This window comes from Mesorhizobium monacense (assembly GCF_056781675.1).
Genome location: NZ_CM165567.1, coordinates 2,808,786 through 2,823,531, shown reverse-complemented (window position 1 = coordinate 2,823,531; position 14,746 = coordinate 2,808,786). Strand labels below are relative to the sequence as shown.

Genomic DNA, 14,746 nt, shown 5'->3' with positions numbered 1-14,746 from the left:
AAGACCATCAAAGGCCAAGCATCAGATCCATGTTCTGCACGGCCGCGCCCGAGGCGCCCTTGCCGAGATTGTCATAGACGGCGAGCAGCAGCGCCTGCGCTCGCTCGTCATTGGCGAAGACATAGACCTTCATCCGGTTGGTGCCGTTGTACACTTCCGGGTCGATCTCCGGCATGCGCTCCAGATGCGCGTAGGGCGCCACCTCAACCACGCCGCCCTCGATTGCGGCGTAATGGTCGGCGATCGCGGCGTGAAGTTCGGCACCCGTCGGCACGCGGTCGAGGCCGCCGAGCTGCAGCGGCACCACCGTAATCATGCCTTGCGCGAAATTGCCGACCGCGGGCTGCATGATCGGATCATGCGACAGCTTCGCATAGGTCCGCAGCTCCGGCACATGCTTGTGCTGGAGGGTCAACCCATAGGGCAGGAACTCGGAGGCATCCTCACCCTTGGCGACATAGTCCTCGATCATCGGCCGGCCGCCGCCCGAATAGCCCGAAATGCCGTTGACGGTGATCGGGAAATCCGGCGGCAGCAGGCCTGCCGACACCAGTGGCCGCAGCGTCGCGATCGGCCCTTGCGGCCAGCAGCCGGGATTGGCGACGCGCTTCGCCGAAGCAATCTTCTTCGCCTGATCCTTGTCCATCTCGGCAAAGCCGTATTGCCAGCCCTCGGCGACGCGAAACGCGGTCGAGGCGTCGATCACCCTGGTGGTGTCGTTCTCGATCAGCGAAACGCTCTCTTTGGCGGCAGCATCCGGCAGGCACAGGATCGCGACATCGGCGGCGTTGAGAAATTCGGCGCGGGCCGCCGTTTCCTTGCGGCGCTCGGTGGGGATCGAAATGATCTCGAGGTCGCTGCGCTCGCCAAGCAGCGCCCTGATCTGCAGACCGGTCGTGCCGTGCTCGCCGTCGATGAAGATTTTCGGTTTCATAGGCTGATCAAATTCCCTGATATTTCAAAGCTATATGCCGTGACCGTGATTCGCTGCGCCATGATTGCCGTTGCCCAGCTCTTCCTGACGGGCCTTCCGTTCCGCCACCAGGCCGAGATAGTGCATGGCGACCATCGAACCGGCGATTGCCGTTATATCGGCGTGATCGTAGGCCGGCGCAACCTCGACGACATCGGCGCCGACAATATCGACCTGGCCGAGCTGGCGCAGCGTCGACAGGATCTTCGCCGACGACGGCCCGCCGGCGACCGGCGTGCCGGTGCCGGGCGCGAAGGCCGGGTCCAGGCAGTCGATGTCGAAGGTGAGATAGGTCTTCCTGCCGCCGGTGCGGTCGACAATGGCATAGGCGATGTCGGACGCCCGCATTTCCTCGATCTCGTGGCCGTATAGGATCTTGATGCCGAACGTATCGGGCGCATGCGTGCGGATGCCGATCTGGATCGAACGGTCGGGGTCGATGATGCCTTCCTTGACCGCGCGGCCGACGAACGAACCATGGTCGATGCGCTTGCCGTCATCGGGCCAGGTGTCCTGATGGGCGTCGAACTGCACCAGCGCCAGCGGGCCGTGGATGGCGGCATGCGCCTTGAGCAATGGCCAGGTGACAAAATGGTCGCCGCCCAGCGACAAAAGGAAGGCGCCTGATTTCAGGATCTTCGTCGCCTCGCGCTCGATCGTGCCGGGCGTCTTCTGGTGGTTGCCGCTGTCGAGCAGGCAATCGCCATGGTCGACCACCGCCAGATGCTCGAAAAGGTCGCGCGAGAACGGATATTGCGGGTCATTGTCGAGGATGGCCGAAGCACGGCGGATCGCCTGCGGCCCGAAGCGCGCGCCGGGCCGGTTGGTGACGGCGGCGTCAAAGGGAATGCCCCAAACCACAGCGTCCGCGCCCTTCACGTCCTTCGTGTATTTGCGTCGCATGAACGACAGCGCGCCGGCATAGGTCGGCTCGAAGGATGCGCCCGCCTTGGAGCGGGCGGTGAAGGCGTGGTCGATGTTCTGGTTCGCCATTGCGGGTCCTCGGTTTGTCGGGCTGCCACAACTATAGAACCGGCACGCAACATGCCAGTCACAGCTTGGGGAGACGCATTGGCGCTCGGTGAGTGCCAGGGCAACACAGGATTTGTCTCATCATGACGCAGATCGCCTTTCTCAATCCAGCTGATGTTCCGGTGGCGACCCGGGCCGGCACGAAAGCGGGCGAGCGCTTCCTGGTGCTCGATTCCTGGCGCGGCATCTGCGCGCTGCTGGTGGCGCTGTTCCACTTCCCGACCAGCTCGATGATCTCGCAGAGCGCTTTCGTCGGCGGCTCCTATCTTTTCGTCGATTTCTTCTTCGTGCTGTCGGGCTTCGTTATCGCCAGTTCCTACGCCAGTCGGCTGAACGAGCCGGACGAGGTCGCTCGCTTTGCGATCGTCCGCTTCGGCCGCCTCTATCCGCTGCATCTTGCGATGCTCCTGGCCTTCGCCGCCTTCGAGACGCTGCGGCTGCTGCTGCCGCAATTGCACGGCGCGGGTGCCGCGCCCTTCACCGGTGGCTTCGACGCCAAAAGCCTCGTGACCAACATCTTCCTGCTGCAAGGCATCGGTCTCGAGGATCATCTCTCCTGGAACGCGCCGAGCTGGAGCATTTCGGCCGAGTTCTTCGCCTACCTCATGTTTGCCGGCGTCGCCTTCACTTCGGGCCGACGCGCGTGGATCTGGTTCGTCGCCGCGGCCGTCACCGCGCCTTTGTTCCTGCTTGCCTTCTCCAACAGGCATATGGACGTATCCTTCGATTTCGGCTTCATTCGCTGCCTCTACGGCTTTTCGCTAGGCGCACTTCTGGCATGGTTTCAGCACGATTCCATTGCAGAGGCGCGACAGTCGCTGGCCGGCGGCCGTGCCCGGCTGGCGTGGACGGTTGCCGAAATCGTCGTGATCGCGGTGATCGGCCTGTTTGTCTCGTTGGCGGGAAACAATGACGCCGGCATCGCGGCGCCTTTCGTCTTTGCGCTGGCGCTCCATCTCTTTGCCCATGAACGCGGGCTGATCAGCGCCTTGCTGCGCAGCCGGCCGATGCTGACGCTGGGCGCGCTCTCCTATTCGATCTACATGGTCCACATTTTCGTGCAGGCGCGCATGATCAATGTCGCCGGGCTGATCGAGCGCAAGCTTGGTCTTGGGCTGGTCGGTGATATCACCTTGCGTGACGAGGCCGCGATCGGCTTCGGCGCCGCCTCGCCATGGCTCGGCTTTGCCGCGATTGTTGCCATGCTCATCGCCACGATCGCCGCCTCCTGGTTCACATGGCGTTTCGTGGAAATGCCGGCCTTGGCCTGGTTCCGTCGGCTCGCAAAGCGCATCTGACGCGCTGCCGCGGCCGATCCGCTAGCCGGCTTCGTTCACCGGCCTGTCACGGGCATCGCCTATCCGGGTTCCGATCCGGAACGGAGCGATTCTCGATGCAGGCTATTTGCCGAAGCTTTCTTCTGCTTACCGCGGCGCTTGCGGTCTCGGTCGGCCACGCCTCGGCCGGCGAAACGCGCGCCAGGCAGATCCTCGACCGCTTCGAGCACGCCAACCAGTGGCGCGACCATGTGATGGTGGCCGCGCACCGAGCCGGCAGCATGCAGGCCGGCAAGACGCTTTACCCGGAAAATTCGATCGCCGCCGTGGAAGGCTCGATCACGCTTGGCGCCGAAATCGTCGAGGTCGACATAAGGCGCTCGAAGGACGGCGAATTCATCGTCATGCATGACAGCTGGCTCGACCGCACGACGAATTGCAAGGGCGAGGTGGTCAACTACACCGTTGCGGAACTCAAGCGCTGCAGGCTCGTCATCGAAGGTACTGGCGCCGTCACCAATGAGCCGGTCTCGACATTGCGCGAAATGCTGATGGCGACCAGGGACAGGATCCTGATCAACCTCGACAACAAGCTCGATGTTCAGGCTCTGCCGGGCATGATCGCGGTCGCCCGCGAACTCGGCATGGCCGAGCAGGTGATCGTCAAGGAAAACCTCTGGAACCAGCAGCGGCTAGACAGTGTCAAGGCGGCCATGGCTCAGACTGGCGGCGGCTTCCAGTTCATGCCGATCATCGCCGACGATGCGGTGCATGACGCAGCCTTCGCCGAGAAGGTCGGCAAGGCTTTTTCGCCCGGCGCGATCGAACTGATCAACTGGCGGGCAGGGGCCGAGACGCTGACCGAGACCGGCGGTCCGTTGTTCAGCACTCGCATGCGCGCCGTGTCGGTGCGGGGTGGCTGGCACATCTGGGCCAACACCTACGCCATCGTCAACAAGCCGGGCGGTTTTCTCTCCGGCGGCCGTGGTGACGAGCTGGCGGTGCAGGCCAGCCTGCCAGCCGAGACCTATGGCTTCTGGGCCGAGCGCGGCGCCACCATCATCCAGACCGACGAGCCAAAGGCGGCGATCGGCTGGCTGGCGGCCAATGGTTTTCGGGTGCCTTATGCTGACCAGCCGCCGCCGGCCGAGCCAGCGAATACGGCGAGCATCAACTAGAGTTCGACGTGGGCGCTTCACCCAACCCGGCGCCGCAGGGCGCGGGCAGGGTGACAGCCCAGTCCTCAAAAGGTTGCTTTCAGGCGGCCATCGCCACGCCGCCCAACTCTCTGAGCGCATCCTCCGGCAGTTCGAGTTCGGCTGCAGCGAGGTTCTCCCGTAAATGCGCGACAGACGATGTGCCCGGGATCAGCAGGATGTTGGCTGCGCGACGCAGCAGCCATGCGTGCGCAACCTGCATCGGCGTAGCGCCGAGGCGCGCGGCGACGTTCGACAAGGTCGACGATTGCAGCGGGTTGAAACCGCCAAGCGGGAAGAACGGCACATAGGCGATGCCCTCGCGGGCAAGGTCGTCGATCAGGGCGTCGTCACCGCGCTGTGCCAGATTGTACTGGTTCTGCACGCAGACGATCTCGGCGATCCGGCGTCCTTCAGCGAGCTGCGCCGACGTCACGTTGCTCAGTCCGATGTGCCTCACCAGGCCCTGCCGCTGCAGCTCGGCCAGGACGGCTAGCGGCGCCTCGATCGAGCCTTCGGCAGGGCCATGCGTGTCGAGCATGATCCGCAGGTTGACCACATCCAGCACATCCAGCCCGAGATTGCGCAGGTTGTCGTGTACCGCTTCGGTCAGCGCTTCCGGCGAGAACGCCGGTAGCCATGAGCCATCCGCGCCGCGGCGGGCGCCGATCTTGGTGACGATGACGAGGTCGTTGGGGTAGGGCGCCAGCGCTTCGCGGATCAGCTGGTTGGTGACGTGCGGACCGTAGAAGTCGCTGGTGTCGATGTGGTCGACGCCGGATGCCACGGCCTCGCGCAGCACGGCCAGTGCCGCGTCGCGATCCCTGGGCGGACCGAAGACGCCGGGGCCTGCGAGCTGCATGGCGCCATAGCCAAGCCGTTTCACTGAGTGGTCGCCGAGAGCAAATCTAGCGGACTGGTCGATGCGGGACATAATCTATCTCCATTTCAAGTGAGGCAGAGATAGGCATTGGTCCGCGCCGCGATAATCCGGTACAATCTGCACAGCTTGTGCAGGAATACGAACAGTGAACATCGAACTGGGTGATCTCAATGCCTTCCTGGCAGTGGCTCGTGCCGGTGGTTTTCGCGAGGGTGCGCGTACCAGTGGCGGTAGCGCGTCGGGTCTCAGCGAAGCGGTCCGTCGTCTGGAGGCACAGCTCGGCGTCAGATTGTTCAATCGCACAACGCGCAGCGTCGCCTTGACCGATGCCGGTGCCGGTTTGCTGGCGCGGCTTGGCCCAGCCCTGAACGAGGTCGAGGCGGCGCTCGATGTGGTGAACGGTTTTCGCGACCGGCCGGCCGGCACGTTGCGCCTCAACGTGCCGGTCAGCGTGGCACGGCTGGTGCTGCCCGCAATCGTTCCGCAATTTCTCGCTGCCTATCCCGGCATCCGCCTGGAGGTGATCGCCGAAGAGGGCTTTGTCGACGTGCTGGCCGCCGGCTGCGACGCCGGCATCCGCTATGACGAGCGGCTGGAGCAGGACATGATCGCGGTGCCGATCGGCCCGCGCGTGCAGCGCTTCGCTGCAGCCGCCAGCTCGGCCTACCTTGATCGCCATGGGCGGCCCGAGCATCCAAGCGACCTGCTCGGCCACGCCTGCCTGCGCGGCCGCTTCGCCAGCGGCGCGATGCCGCCGTGGGAGTTCGAGCGCGACGGCGAGGTGGTGCTGGTCGATCCAACGGGGCCCCTTCTCGTAACCCTCGGCGGGGCGGCCGATCTCGCCGTCGATGCAGCGATCGCCGGGATCGGCATTGTCTGCCTCTTCGAGGACTGGCTTCGCCCTTACTTCGACAGCGGGGCGCTCGAACCCGTGCTCGAACCCTGGTGGCAGAACTTTTCGGGACCGTTCCTCTACTATCCCGGCCGGCGCCTCGTGCCGGCGCCGCTGCGCGCGTTCATAGACTTTATCAAGGATGGCGGGGCCTGAGGCACGCCAAAAGAAAAGGCCGCCCGGAGGCGGCCCTTGGATAGTCCGAAACGTCGTAGCGCTTAGCGCTTCGAGAACTGGAAGGAGCGGCGGGCCTTCGCCTTGCCGTACTTCTTGCGCTCGACGACGCGGCTGTCGCGGGTCAGGAAGCCGCCCTTCTTGAGCACGGAGCGCAGCGTCGGCTCGTAGTAGGTCAGCGCCTTGGAGATGCCGTGGCGCACGGCGCCGGCCTGGCCGGACAGACCGCCGCCGACAACGGTGGCGACGATGTCGTACTGGCCGGCGCGGTTGGCCGCGATGATCGGCTGGTTGAGGATCATCTGCAGGACCGGACGCGCGAAATAGGTCGCGAATTCCTTGTCGTTGACGACGATCTTGCCGGAACCCGGCTTCACCCAGACACGCGCGATGGCGTTCTTGCGCTTGCCGGTGGCATAGGCGCGGCCCGACTTGTCGAGCTTCTGGACATGGACGGGTGCTGCGGCTTGCGTATTGGTGTTGCCGGTAGCAGTTCCGAGTTCTGCGAGCGAGGAAAGCTCAGCCATCTTACGAAGCCTTCTTGTTCTTGGCGTTCAGCGCGCCGACGTCGAGGGTGACGGGCTGCTGGGCGACATGCGGATGTTCCGTGCCTGCATAGACGCGGAGATTCTTCATCTGGCGACGGCCGAGCGGGCCACGCGGGATCATGCGTTCGACGGCCTTCTCGACGACACGCTCGGGGAAACGGCCCTCGAGCAGCTGGCGCGCGGTGCGCTCCTTGATGCCGCCGGGGTGGCCGGTGTGCCAGTAATAGACCTTGTCGGTGAACTTCTTGCCGGTGAACACCACCTTGTCGGCGTTGATGACGATGACATTGTCGCCGTCGTCGACATGCGGAGTGAAGGTGGGCTTGTGCTTGCCGCGAAGATGGTTGGCGATGACAGTGGCGAGGCGGCCGACGACGAGACCTTCGGCGTCGATCAGCACCCACTTCTTCACCACATCCGCAGGCTTCTGCGAAAAGGTTGGCATGGATTTATCGCTTTCGGTTTGACCTTCCCCATACACGAACGACGAGGCAAGGCGTTTCTTGTTGCTTGGATTGGTGACAGGCACGTGCCCGCCGCCAATAACAAAACGGCGGCCTTTGCGGGCCGCTGCTTCGGGAGGGCTTATAGGCGAGGGGGTTGCGCGCGTCAAGGCGATCGGAAAACGAGATATCGTGCAAAATATAGCAAAAACAACAGCTTAAGAAAAAGGTATTATTTTACCACATCGCTGGCCCGCTTCGGCGGGATCGAATAGGTGCCCGTGGCATGCGCGACCGTGTGCCCGTCCGGTCCAGCGACGATGTCGATGTCGAACACCATCAGGCTCTTGCCCAGCTTCAGGATACGGCAGTGGCCGTCGATCGGCCCGGCCTCGGCCTTGCGGACGAAATTGATGTTGAGGTTGGTGGTCACCGAAAGCGCGTCCGGTCCCGCATGCGAGAGCACGCAGACATAGCCGCCAATGTCGGCCAGCGTGAACAGAGACGGGCCTGACACGGTGCCGCCGGGGCGCAGATGCCGCGCGTCGGCGTTGAGCCGCACCGTGCAGCCGCCGGGAAACACCTCTAGTGCCTGGTAGAAGGCAAACTGGTCGTTGAGTTGCGGGTAGACGGTTCCCATCAGCGCATTGACTTCCGCCGCCGTCAGCACCGGTTTGAGATTGTCTTGGGCGGGCATCGGCGGTTTCCTATATGGAGCCGGTATGGGCTCAATCTGTGCAACTGGGCCAATTGTCGGGTTCGAGAAAACACGTCTCGTGGCTTTTCTTCAATCGGCAGCATGCTAGTTCTTTTGTTCCATGGCTCGCGAATCCACCGAGCGGACAAACAGAGCAGGCAGACAGAGAGGTTTGGACCCATGGCCGAAATCGTCGCCATCAAGCCGGTCGTCGCCGAAGGTCCGGTCGTCTCACACCTGGACAAGGGCGTGCTGCGGCTGACGCTCGCCAGCCCACCGGCCAATGCCTTGTCGCTTGCGGTGATGGCGGCTTTGACGGCGGAGCTCGACCGCGCGAAAGCGGACAAATCCGTCCGCGTCATTGTCCTGGCGGCCACTGGAAAAGTGTTTTGCGCCGGGCACGATCTCAAGGAACTGACCTTGCATCGCGCCGACGCCGACAAGGGCAAGGCGTTCTTCGCGCAGACGTTCGCCGCTTGCGCGGCGCTGATGCAGACGATCGTGCGTCACCCCAGGCCTGTCATCGCCGAGGTCGACGGCCTGGCCACGGCGGCCGGGCTGCAACTCGTGGCAAGCTGCGACCTCGCCATCGCCTCGCATGAGGCGACCTTCTGCACGCCGGGCGTCAATATCGGCCTGTTCTGCTCGACGCCGATGGTGGCGCTGTCGCGCAACGTATCGCGCAAGCACGCCATGGAGATGCTTCTGACCGGCGAGACCATCGACGCGGCGACGGCCAAGGAATTCGGCCTCGTCAACCGAATTGTGCCGCGCGAATACCTGAATCAGATTGTCACCAAATACGCGCAAACCATTGCTTCCAAATCATCTTTGGTCGTGAAGACCGGTAAAGAAGCCTTCTACGCTCAGGCCGAGATGGGGTTGGCGGATGCCTATGCCTACACCGGCCGCGTCATGGTGGAAAACATGCTGGAGCGGGACGCCGAGGAAGGCATCGGCGCCTTCATGGGCAAGCGCAAGCCGGAATGGAAGGAGGACTAGACGTGGAACCGCGCATCTCCATCATCACCGTCGCCACCGACGATCTTGAGCGGGCCGCGCGCTTTTACGAAGCGATGGGGCTCAAACGCCATGGCGGGATCACCGAGGGAGTGGCGTTCTTCCAGATGGGCGGCGCCATCCTCGGCCTGTTCCCGCGCGCCAGCGCCGAGGAGGATTCGGGCGTCACCTTCGCCGGGGCGCCGTCGGCGGTCTATCTCGCCTACAACACCCGCTCCGACGCCGAGGTCGATGAGGTGCTTGCCATGGCCGAGAAGGCCGGCGGCCGTATCGTCAAGGCCGCAAGCCGCGCCTTCTGGGGCGGTTGGTACGGCTATTTCGCCGATGCCGACGGTCATGTCTGGGAAGTGGCGCACAATCCGGCCTTTCCGATCGCGGAAGACGGATCGATTTCCCTGCCGGCCTGACCGCTTCCGGATGGCGCCTCGCAAGCAACTGACGCGGCTGAAGGCGCCTTACCTCAAGCGCATCCTGCTCGAGCCGGCGCGGGTAGAGGACTGGGAAAAATACCCCTGGAACCTGCCGATCTTCCGCGGCCAGGAATTCCAGCTCGAATTCACCACGCCGATCACCATCATCGTTGGCGAGAACGGGACCGGCAAATCAACGCTGCTCGAGGCGATCGGTGCGCTGGCCGGCTATGACGAGGCCGGTGGCGGCAAGGGCTACAGGCCGGTTGACCACTCCGCCGCCATCGACAAGAGCGGCGCCGCGCTGGCCGATACGCTGCGCGGCCACTGGCTGCCCAGGGTCACCGCCGGCTGGTTTTTTCGCGCCGAATCCTTCTACTCCGTCGCCCGCTATCTCGATCAGGCAGCACTCGATTCTGGCGGGGCGCCACCGGATTTCCTGTCCTGGTCGCATGGTGAGGGTTTCATCCGCTTCTTCGAGGAGCGCTGCCGCCGGCAAGGCATCTACATCCTCGACGAGCCCGAAAGCGCGCTTTCGCCGACGCGCCAGATCGAACTCCTCAAGCTGCTCAGGCGGATGGATCGGTCGGGCACGGCGCAGGTGATCATGGCGACGCATTCGCCGCTGCTGATGGCCTGTCCCGGCGCGCGTCTCTTCCGCATCAGCCGCTTTGGGCTGGATCCGGTCGATTTTCAGGATACCGATCATTTCCGCATGCTGCGCAATTTCTGTAGCGATCCTGATGGTTTTCTCACCGAGGCATTGTATGAGGACGAGGCATGAACCACGACAGCTACGACAATGCCTACATCGGCGGCATCCTCAATTCGGTGAAGACCATCGCCATGGTCGGTGCGTCGCCCAATGACGTGCGGCCGAGCTACTTCGTGCTGAAATACCTGCTCGCCAAGGGGTATTCGGTGTTCCCGATCAATCCGGGACACGCCGGCAAGGAGATCCTCGGCCGGACGGTCTATGCCAGGCTTGCCGATCTCCCTGAGCCTGTCGACATGATCGACATCTTTCGCGGCTCGGCGTCCGTGCCTGGCGTTATCGAAGAGGTTTTGCGGCTCGACCCCTTGCCGAAAGTCCTCTGGATGCAGCTTGGCGTGCGCCATGACGAGGCCGGCGCGCGCGCCGAGGCCGCCGGCATGAAGGTGGTGATGAACCGTTGCCCCAAGATCGAATACGGCAAGCTGTCCGGCGAGATCGGCTGGACCGGCGTCAACTCGGGCGTGCTGTCGTCGAAGAAGCCGCTGATGCGCCCGGGATTCCAGAGTTTTGGCGTCCGGCAAAAATAGAAGCAAAATTGTTCCGTTGGCTGGCGCATTTTCTCGGCGCGCGGCCGCCGATCGTCCGCCGAAAGGCATTTTCTTCTTTGCATTCATCATCGCGCTTCGCCAAGAATGCCCGGCGATTTTCAGAGATTTCAGAAAGGGAGGTTTTCGATGACCCGTGCGCCCGGTTTCAACACACTCGCCGTCCATGCCGGCGCCAAGCCCGATCCGGCGACGGGGGCACGGGCGACCCCGATCTATCAGACCACCTCCTACGTCTTCGACGATGCCGACCACGCCGCCTCGCTGTTTGGGCTGAAGGCCTTCGGCAACATCTACACCCGCATCATGAACCCGACACAGGCGGTGCTCGAGGAACGCGTCGCAGCACTCGAGGGCGGCACCGCAGCACTTGCGGTCGCATCGGGTCATGCCGCGCAGATCCTGGTGTTTCACAATTTGATGCAGCCAGGTGACAATTTCGTCGCCGCGACAAGGCTTTACGGCGGCTCGATCAACCAGTTCGGTCACGCTTTCAAGAATTACGGCTGGCAGGTGCGCTGGGCCGATACCGACGACGTCTCGACCTTCGAGAGCCAGATCGACGACAGGACCAAGGCGATCTTCATCGAGAGCCTGGCCAATCCGGGCGGCGTCTTCGTCGACATCGAGAAGATCGGCGATATCGCCCGCAAGCACGGCCTGCCGCTGATCGTCGACAACACGCTGGCCTCGCCCTATCTGGTGCGGCCGATCGAGCATGGCGCCGACATCGTCGTGCATTCGCTGACCAAGTTCATCGGCGGCCACGGCAATTCGATCGGCGGCGCCATCGTCGACGGCGGCACCTTCGACTGGTCGAAGTCGGGCAAATATCCGATGCTGTCGGAGCCGCGCCCCGAATATGGCGGCATTGTCCTGCACGAAACCTTCGGCAATTTCGCCTTCGCCATCGCCGCGCGCGTGCTCGGCCTGCGCGACATCGGCCCGGCGATCTCGCCGTTCAACGCCTTCCTGATCCTGACCGGGCTGGAAACCCTGCCGCTGCGCATGCAGCGCCACTGCGACAACGCGGTGACCGTCGCCGGCTGGCTGTCCAACCACCCCAAGGTCGCCTGGGTGAACTATCCCGGCCTGCCCAGCGACAAGAACAACGCGCTGCAGAAGAAGTACTCGCCGCTCGGCGCCGGCGCGGTGTTCACCTTCGGCCTCAAGGGCGGCTATGCGGCGGGCGTCAAGTTCGTCGAGGCGCTCGAACTGTTCTCGCACCTTGCCAATGTCGGCGACACCAAGTCGCTTGTCATTCATCCGGCCTCGACCACGCATCGCCAGCTTTCTGATGAGCAGAAGGTCAAGGCAGGCGCCGGGCCTGACACGGTCAGGCTTTCCATCGGCATCGAGGATGTCAACGACATCGTCGTCGACCTGGAACAGGCGCTGGACAAGGTCTGAGATCATGACCGCGCCGAACTTTCTGTCCGTCGATATCGACAGCGTCGAGCCGGAAGCCGGCGCGCCGGCGCCGGATCGCCTGATTTCGGGCGCTCCTCGATTCCGCACCTGGAATGTCGAGGAACGCGACGGCGGCATTTATGCCGGCATCTGGGAATCGACCCCGGGCAAATGGCGCATCGTCTATGACGAGTGGGAGTTCTGCCACATCCTGTCAGGCGTCTCGGTGATCTCCGAGGAGGGCGGCGAGGCGCGCACCGTCAGGGCCGGCGACAGCTTCGTGCTCCGGCCCGGCTTCAAGGGCAGTTGGGAAGTGCTTGAAACCACTCGCAAGGAATATGTGATCAAGCTTTAGACCATGATCCCGAAAAGTGGAGACCGGTTTTCGGTAAAGATCATGGTCAAACAACAAGGTCGGCCGGATCACAGGCGATCGATGTCGGCATCGGAAAATCCGTATTCGCTCATCATCTCCCGATGCCATGTGCTTCCCAGCGCTGGCCAAGACAGGAATCGATGCCTTGAAGCAGCTCCGCATTGCCCTTGGCCAGCGCAAAAGCGCCGGCCGCCGGTTGCTTTTCCACTGCCGGAACGTCGATGACCGCGAGAGCTGCCTCGGGGTGCCTGCCCAGATAGCCGCGATGTGCCATAGCGACGCTGGCATAGGCATGCACTACACCGGCCGCCACAGCGTCAGCCGCTTCGGCCTGCGTGTCAAAGATCCTGATACGCTCGGGCGGAACACCGTTTTGCAGGGCCGTTTGATGCTGGATCTGGCCTGATATGACGCCGATCAGAGTGGCCTGGTCTGCGGCAACGGATTGATAGCCGTCGAATGCGCGCGGATTGCCCTTGGCGACCAGAAGCCCGTCCGACAGCATCCAGATCGGCCGAGTGAAGTCGACGAGCTTCAACCGTTCGTCCGAAATGAACAGGCCGGTCGTCATGTCCCACCGGTCCCGGGCCAATCCGGGCAGCAATTCAGCGAATTCGGTCTCGACGGGCGAAAAGGTCTCCGACTCCAACCGCTGGCAAATCCTCTCGACGAGCATGGCGTCGCAGCCGCGCAGGTTTCCAGAAGTGTCTGTGAAGCAGAAGGGCGGTTCCTGCAGGAACGCGAATCTCAATGTCTCAATCATCTGGTCCTGTCGCTGGTCAGAAAGCCACCGCGAGCCTATCCAGCCCATGGAAATGAAAGGTGTCGCGGAAGCGCGGCTCCTCCGCAAGATGGAGTTGCGGCAGTCGCTCGAACAGGGTTTTCAGCGACACCTGCAATTCCAACCTCGCCAGAGGCGCACCGATGCAGAAATGGATGCCGGCGCCGAACGAGACGTTCTTCTGGTCCCTGCGTCCGGGCCGGAAAGCAGCGGGTTCGGCAAAGGCCAGGGGATCGTGATTGGCCATGCCGAGCAGCAGCGCGATTTTGTCCCCGGGCTTGAGCACGATCCCGGGTCCGGCCTCGATCTCCTCATAGGCATAGCGCAGGAACATGTGCAGCGGCGCGTCGAAGCGCAGGCATTCCTCGACTGTTGCCGCAGTCGCCTCCGGCGACGGGAAGAAACGGCTGGGGTCACCGCCTTGCGCCAGGATCGAACGCACGGCATTGCCGGTCTGGTGCACGGTCGCCTCATGGCCGGCATTGAGCAGCAGGATGGCCGACGAGACCAGCTCGTCCTCCGACAGTTTTTGGCCGTCCTCCTGCGCCGCGATCAACAGCGACAACAGGTCATCGCCCGGCTGCTTGCGCCGCTCGGTGATATAGCTGCGCAGGAAGTCGGAAAAGTCGCGCGCGGCTCGATTGGCCGTCTCCTCGATCTCGCGCGTGCGGCCATGCATGTACATGGCGACCATCTGGTGCGACCAGTCGAGCAGCTGCGGCCCCATCGCGACCGGCACGCCGAGCATTTCGGCAATGATGGTGATCAGCAAGGGCGAAGCGAAGGACGGCAGCAGGTCGACCCCATCAGGCTCGAACCGGTCGATCAATTCGTTGGCTAAAGCCTCGACGCGCGGCCTGAGCCGCTCGACCTGGCGCGAGACGAAAGCGCGGTTGACCAGTGTCCGCAGCTTGGTGTGGACCGGCGGCTCGAGCTCCAGCATCGAATTGGCCTCGATGCCGTCGAAGGCGGCGAGATGCGAGCGGTCCGCGCCGACACCGCGGCTGTCAGGAATGCCGGCCGGGTTCTGGCGGCCAAACCGGCGGTCGCGCAGCAGCCGGTTGACGTCGTCGAAGCAGCCGAAACACCAGAAGCCGTAATCCTCCCACAAGAAGGCGCTCGATGCGCCATGCAGGAAGGCATAGGCCTCGTATGGATTCTGGAAGAACGCCGGCTCATGCGGGTCGAGCCGCAGGCGGCGGCTGGCTGGATCAAATGCGAGATAGGAAGGCATCAATTCGGTCATGCCAGATGATTAGCGCGCCTTGCCTGCCCGCTGCCAGACCGTATGTTGGCGCCCGGCAACCCAATGTA

Annotated in this window: 17 protein-coding genes; 9 read left to right on the top strand and 8 right to left on the bottom strand. The window is 63.5% G+C overall.

The window, feature by feature from the left end; translation table 11 throughout:
- Positions 1-7: 7 nt before the first annotated feature.
- Together argC and speB are read right to left on the bottom strand one after the other, a co-directional pair.
- Positions 8-934, bottom strand: coding sequence for an N-acetyl-gamma-glutamyl-phosphate reductase (gene argC / locus AC1RUK_RS13585; RefSeq protein ID WP_481835210.1), 927 nt, complete (start codon positions 932-934; stop codon positions 8-10).
- A gap of 30 nt (positions 935-964) precedes the next feature.
- Positions 965-1,966 carry an agmatinase gene (gene speB / locus AC1RUK_RS13580; RefSeq protein ID WP_481835211.1) on the bottom strand — a complete coding sequence of 334 codons (1,002 nt, stop codon included), beginning with the start codon at positions 1,964-1,966 and terminating at the stop codon, positions 965-967.
- Positions 1,967-2,088: 122 nt separating this feature from the next.
- On the opposite strand from speB, the gene AC1RUK_RS13575 reads away from it, so the two are divergent.
- A complete protein-coding gene (locus tag AC1RUK_RS13575) occupies positions 2,089-3,303 on the top strand; it encodes an acyltransferase family protein (protein WP_481835212.1) in 1,215 nt (404 codons plus the stop codon).
- 95 nt (positions 3,304-3,398) lie between these two features.
- Positions 3,399-4,460, top strand: a complete 1,062-nt coding sequence (locus tag AC1RUK_RS13570) for a glycerophosphodiester phosphodiesterase family protein (protein ID WP_481835213.1) — start codon at positions 3,399-3,401, stop codon at positions 4,458-4,460.
- A gap of 79 nt (positions 4,461-4,539) precedes the next feature.
- Here AC1RUK_RS13570 and AC1RUK_RS13565 read toward each other — a convergent pair whose 3' ends face one another.
- The gene (locus AC1RUK_RS13565; RefSeq protein WP_481835214.1) at positions 4,540-5,412 is read right to left on the bottom strand and encodes an aldo/keto reductase family oxidoreductase; all 873 of its coding nucleotides are present in this window, start codon (positions 5,410-5,412) and stop codon (positions 4,540-4,542) included.
- Between the two features lie 94 nt (positions 5,413-5,506).
- On the opposite strand from AC1RUK_RS13565, the gene AC1RUK_RS13560 reads away from it, so the two are divergent.
- On the top strand, positions 5,507-6,409 hold the full coding sequence (locus AC1RUK_RS13560; RefSeq protein ID WP_481835215.1) for a LysR family transcriptional regulator: 903 nt from the start codon (positions 5,507-5,509) through the stop codon (positions 6,407-6,409).
- 62 nt (positions 6,410-6,471) lie between these two features.
- Here the strand turns inward: AC1RUK_RS13560 and rpsI are convergent, their stop codons facing one another.
- The 3 genes from rpsI to AC1RUK_RS13545 form a co-directional block, all read right to left on the bottom strand.
- Complete coding sequence (gene rpsI, locus AC1RUK_RS13555; RefSeq protein WP_436174622.1) at positions 6,472-6,954, bottom strand: 30S ribosomal protein S9; 483 nt, start codon at positions 6,952-6,954, stop codon at positions 6,472-6,474.
- Between the two features lies 1 nt (position 6,955).
- Positions 6,956-7,420 carry a 50S ribosomal protein L13 gene (gene rplM, locus AC1RUK_RS13550; RefSeq protein WP_006201860.1) on the bottom strand — a complete coding sequence of 155 codons (465 nt, stop codon included), beginning with the start codon at positions 7,418-7,420 and terminating at the stop codon, positions 6,956-6,958.
- 230 nt (positions 7,421-7,650) lie between these two features.
- The gene (locus AC1RUK_RS13545; protein ID WP_481835216.1) at positions 7,651-8,115 is read right to left on the bottom strand and encodes a PaaI family thioesterase; all 465 of its coding nucleotides are present in this window, start codon (positions 8,113-8,115) and stop codon (positions 7,651-7,653) included.
- Positions 8,116-8,295: 180 nt separating this feature from the next.
- On the opposite strand from AC1RUK_RS13545, the gene AC1RUK_RS13540 reads away from it, so the two are divergent.
- From AC1RUK_RS13540 to AC1RUK_RS13515, 6 genes are all read left to right on the top strand, one after another.
- Complete coding sequence (locus AC1RUK_RS13540) at positions 8,296-9,117, top strand: enoyl-CoA hydratase (RefSeq protein WP_481835217.1); 822 nt, start codon at positions 8,296-8,298, stop codon at positions 9,115-9,117.
- Positions 9,118-9,119: 2 nt separating this feature from the next.
- On the top strand, positions 9,120-9,542 hold the full coding sequence (locus AC1RUK_RS13535) for a VOC family protein (RefSeq protein ID WP_481835218.1): 423 nt from the start codon (positions 9,120-9,122) through the stop codon (positions 9,540-9,542).
- Between the two features lie 10 nt (positions 9,543-9,552).
- On the top strand, positions 9,553-10,329 hold the full coding sequence (locus AC1RUK_RS13530; RefSeq protein ID WP_481835219.1) for an AAA family ATPase: 777 nt from the start codon (positions 9,553-9,555) through the stop codon (positions 10,327-10,329).
- Positions 10,326-10,847 (top strand): CoA-binding protein, encoded by a 522-nt coding sequence (locus tag AC1RUK_RS13525; protein ID WP_481835220.1) that lies wholly within the window; start codon positions 10,326-10,328, stop codon positions 10,845-10,847. The genes AC1RUK_RS13530 and AC1RUK_RS13525 overlap by 4 nt, the downstream gene beginning before the upstream one ends.
- A 147-nt stretch (positions 10,848-10,994) precedes the next feature.
- The gene (locus AC1RUK_RS13520) at positions 10,995-12,275 is read left to right on the top strand and encodes an O-acetylhomoserine aminocarboxypropyltransferase (RefSeq protein ID WP_436174628.1); all 1,281 of its coding nucleotides are present in this window, start codon (positions 10,995-10,997) and stop codon (positions 12,273-12,275) included.
- 4 nt (positions 12,276-12,279) lie between these two features.
- Positions 12,280-12,630, top strand: coding sequence for a cupin domain-containing protein (locus tag AC1RUK_RS13515; RefSeq protein ID WP_481835221.1), 351 nt, complete (start codon positions 12,280-12,282; stop codon positions 12,628-12,630).
- 112 nt (positions 12,631-12,742) lie between these two features.
- Here the strand turns inward: AC1RUK_RS13515 and AC1RUK_RS13510 are convergent, their stop codons facing one another.
- Both AC1RUK_RS13510 and AC1RUK_RS13505 read right to left on the bottom strand, forming a co-directional pair.
- Positions 12,743-13,462 carry a transporter substrate-binding domain-containing protein gene (locus tag AC1RUK_RS13510; RefSeq protein WP_481835222.1) on the bottom strand — a complete coding sequence of 240 codons (720 nt, stop codon included), beginning with the start codon at positions 13,460-13,462 and terminating at the stop codon, positions 12,743-12,745.
- Entirely contained in the window at positions 13,431-14,678 is a 1,248-nt protein-coding gene (locus AC1RUK_RS13505; protein ID WP_481835223.1) for a cytochrome P450, read from the bottom strand. Before AC1RUK_RS13505 ends, AC1RUK_RS13510 begins: the two co-directional genes overlap by 32 nt.
- Between the last annotated feature and the right edge of the window lie 68 nt (positions 14,679-14,746).

Coding starts and splice junctions, on each gene's coding strand:
- argC (WP_481835210.1), bottom strand. CDS start 934: ATGAAACCGAAAATCTTCATCGACGGCGAGCACGGCACGACCGGTCTG.
- speB (WP_481835211.1), bottom strand. CDS start 1,966: ATGGCGAACCAGAACATCGACCACGCCTTCACCGCCCGCTCCAAGGCG.
- AC1RUK_RS13575 (WP_481835212.1), top strand. CDS start 2,089: ATGACGCAGATCGCCTTTCTCAATCCAGCTGATGTTCCGGTGGCGACC.
- AC1RUK_RS13570 (WP_481835213.1), top strand. CDS start 3,399: ATGCAGGCTATTTGCCGAAGCTTTCTTCTGCTTACCGCGGCGCTTGCG.
- AC1RUK_RS13565 (WP_481835214.1), bottom strand. CDS start 5,412: ATGTCCCGCATCGACCAGTCCGCTAGATTTGCTCTCGGCGACCACTCA.
- rpsI (WP_436174622.1), bottom strand. CDS start 6,954: ATGGCTGAGCTTTCCTCGCTCGCAGAACTCGGAACTGCTACCGGCAAC.
- rplM (WP_006201860.1), bottom strand. CDS start 7,420: ATGCCAACCTTTTCGCAGAAGCCTGCGGATGTGGTGAAGAAGTGGGTG.
- AC1RUK_RS13545 (WP_481835216.1), bottom strand. CDS start 8,115: ATGCCCGCCCAAGACAATCTCAAACCGGTGCTGACGGCGGCGGAAGTC.
- AC1RUK_RS13540 (WP_481835217.1), top strand. CDS start 8,296: ATGGCCGAAATCGTCGCCATCAAGCCGGTCGTCGCCGAAGGTCCGGTC.
- AC1RUK_RS13530 (WP_481835219.1), top strand. CDS start 9,553: ATGGCGCCTCGCAAGCAACTGACGCGGCTGAAGGCGCCTTACCTCAAG.
- AC1RUK_RS13525 (WP_481835220.1), top strand. CDS start 10,326: ATGAACCACGACAGCTACGACAATGCCTACATCGGCGGCATCCTCAAT.
- AC1RUK_RS13520 (WP_436174628.1), top strand. CDS start 10,995: ATGACCCGTGCGCCCGGTTTCAACACACTCGCCGTCCATGCCGGCGCC.
- AC1RUK_RS13515 (WP_481835221.1), top strand. CDS start 12,280: ATGACCGCGCCGAACTTTCTGTCCGTCGATATCGACAGCGTCGAGCCG.
- AC1RUK_RS13510 (WP_481835222.1), bottom strand. CDS start 13,462: ATGGGCTGGATAGGCTCGCGGTGGCTTTCTGACCAGCGACAGGACCAG.
- AC1RUK_RS13505 (WP_481835223.1), bottom strand. CDS start 14,678: ATGACCGAATTGATGCCTTCCTATCTCGCATTTGATCCAGCCAGCCGC.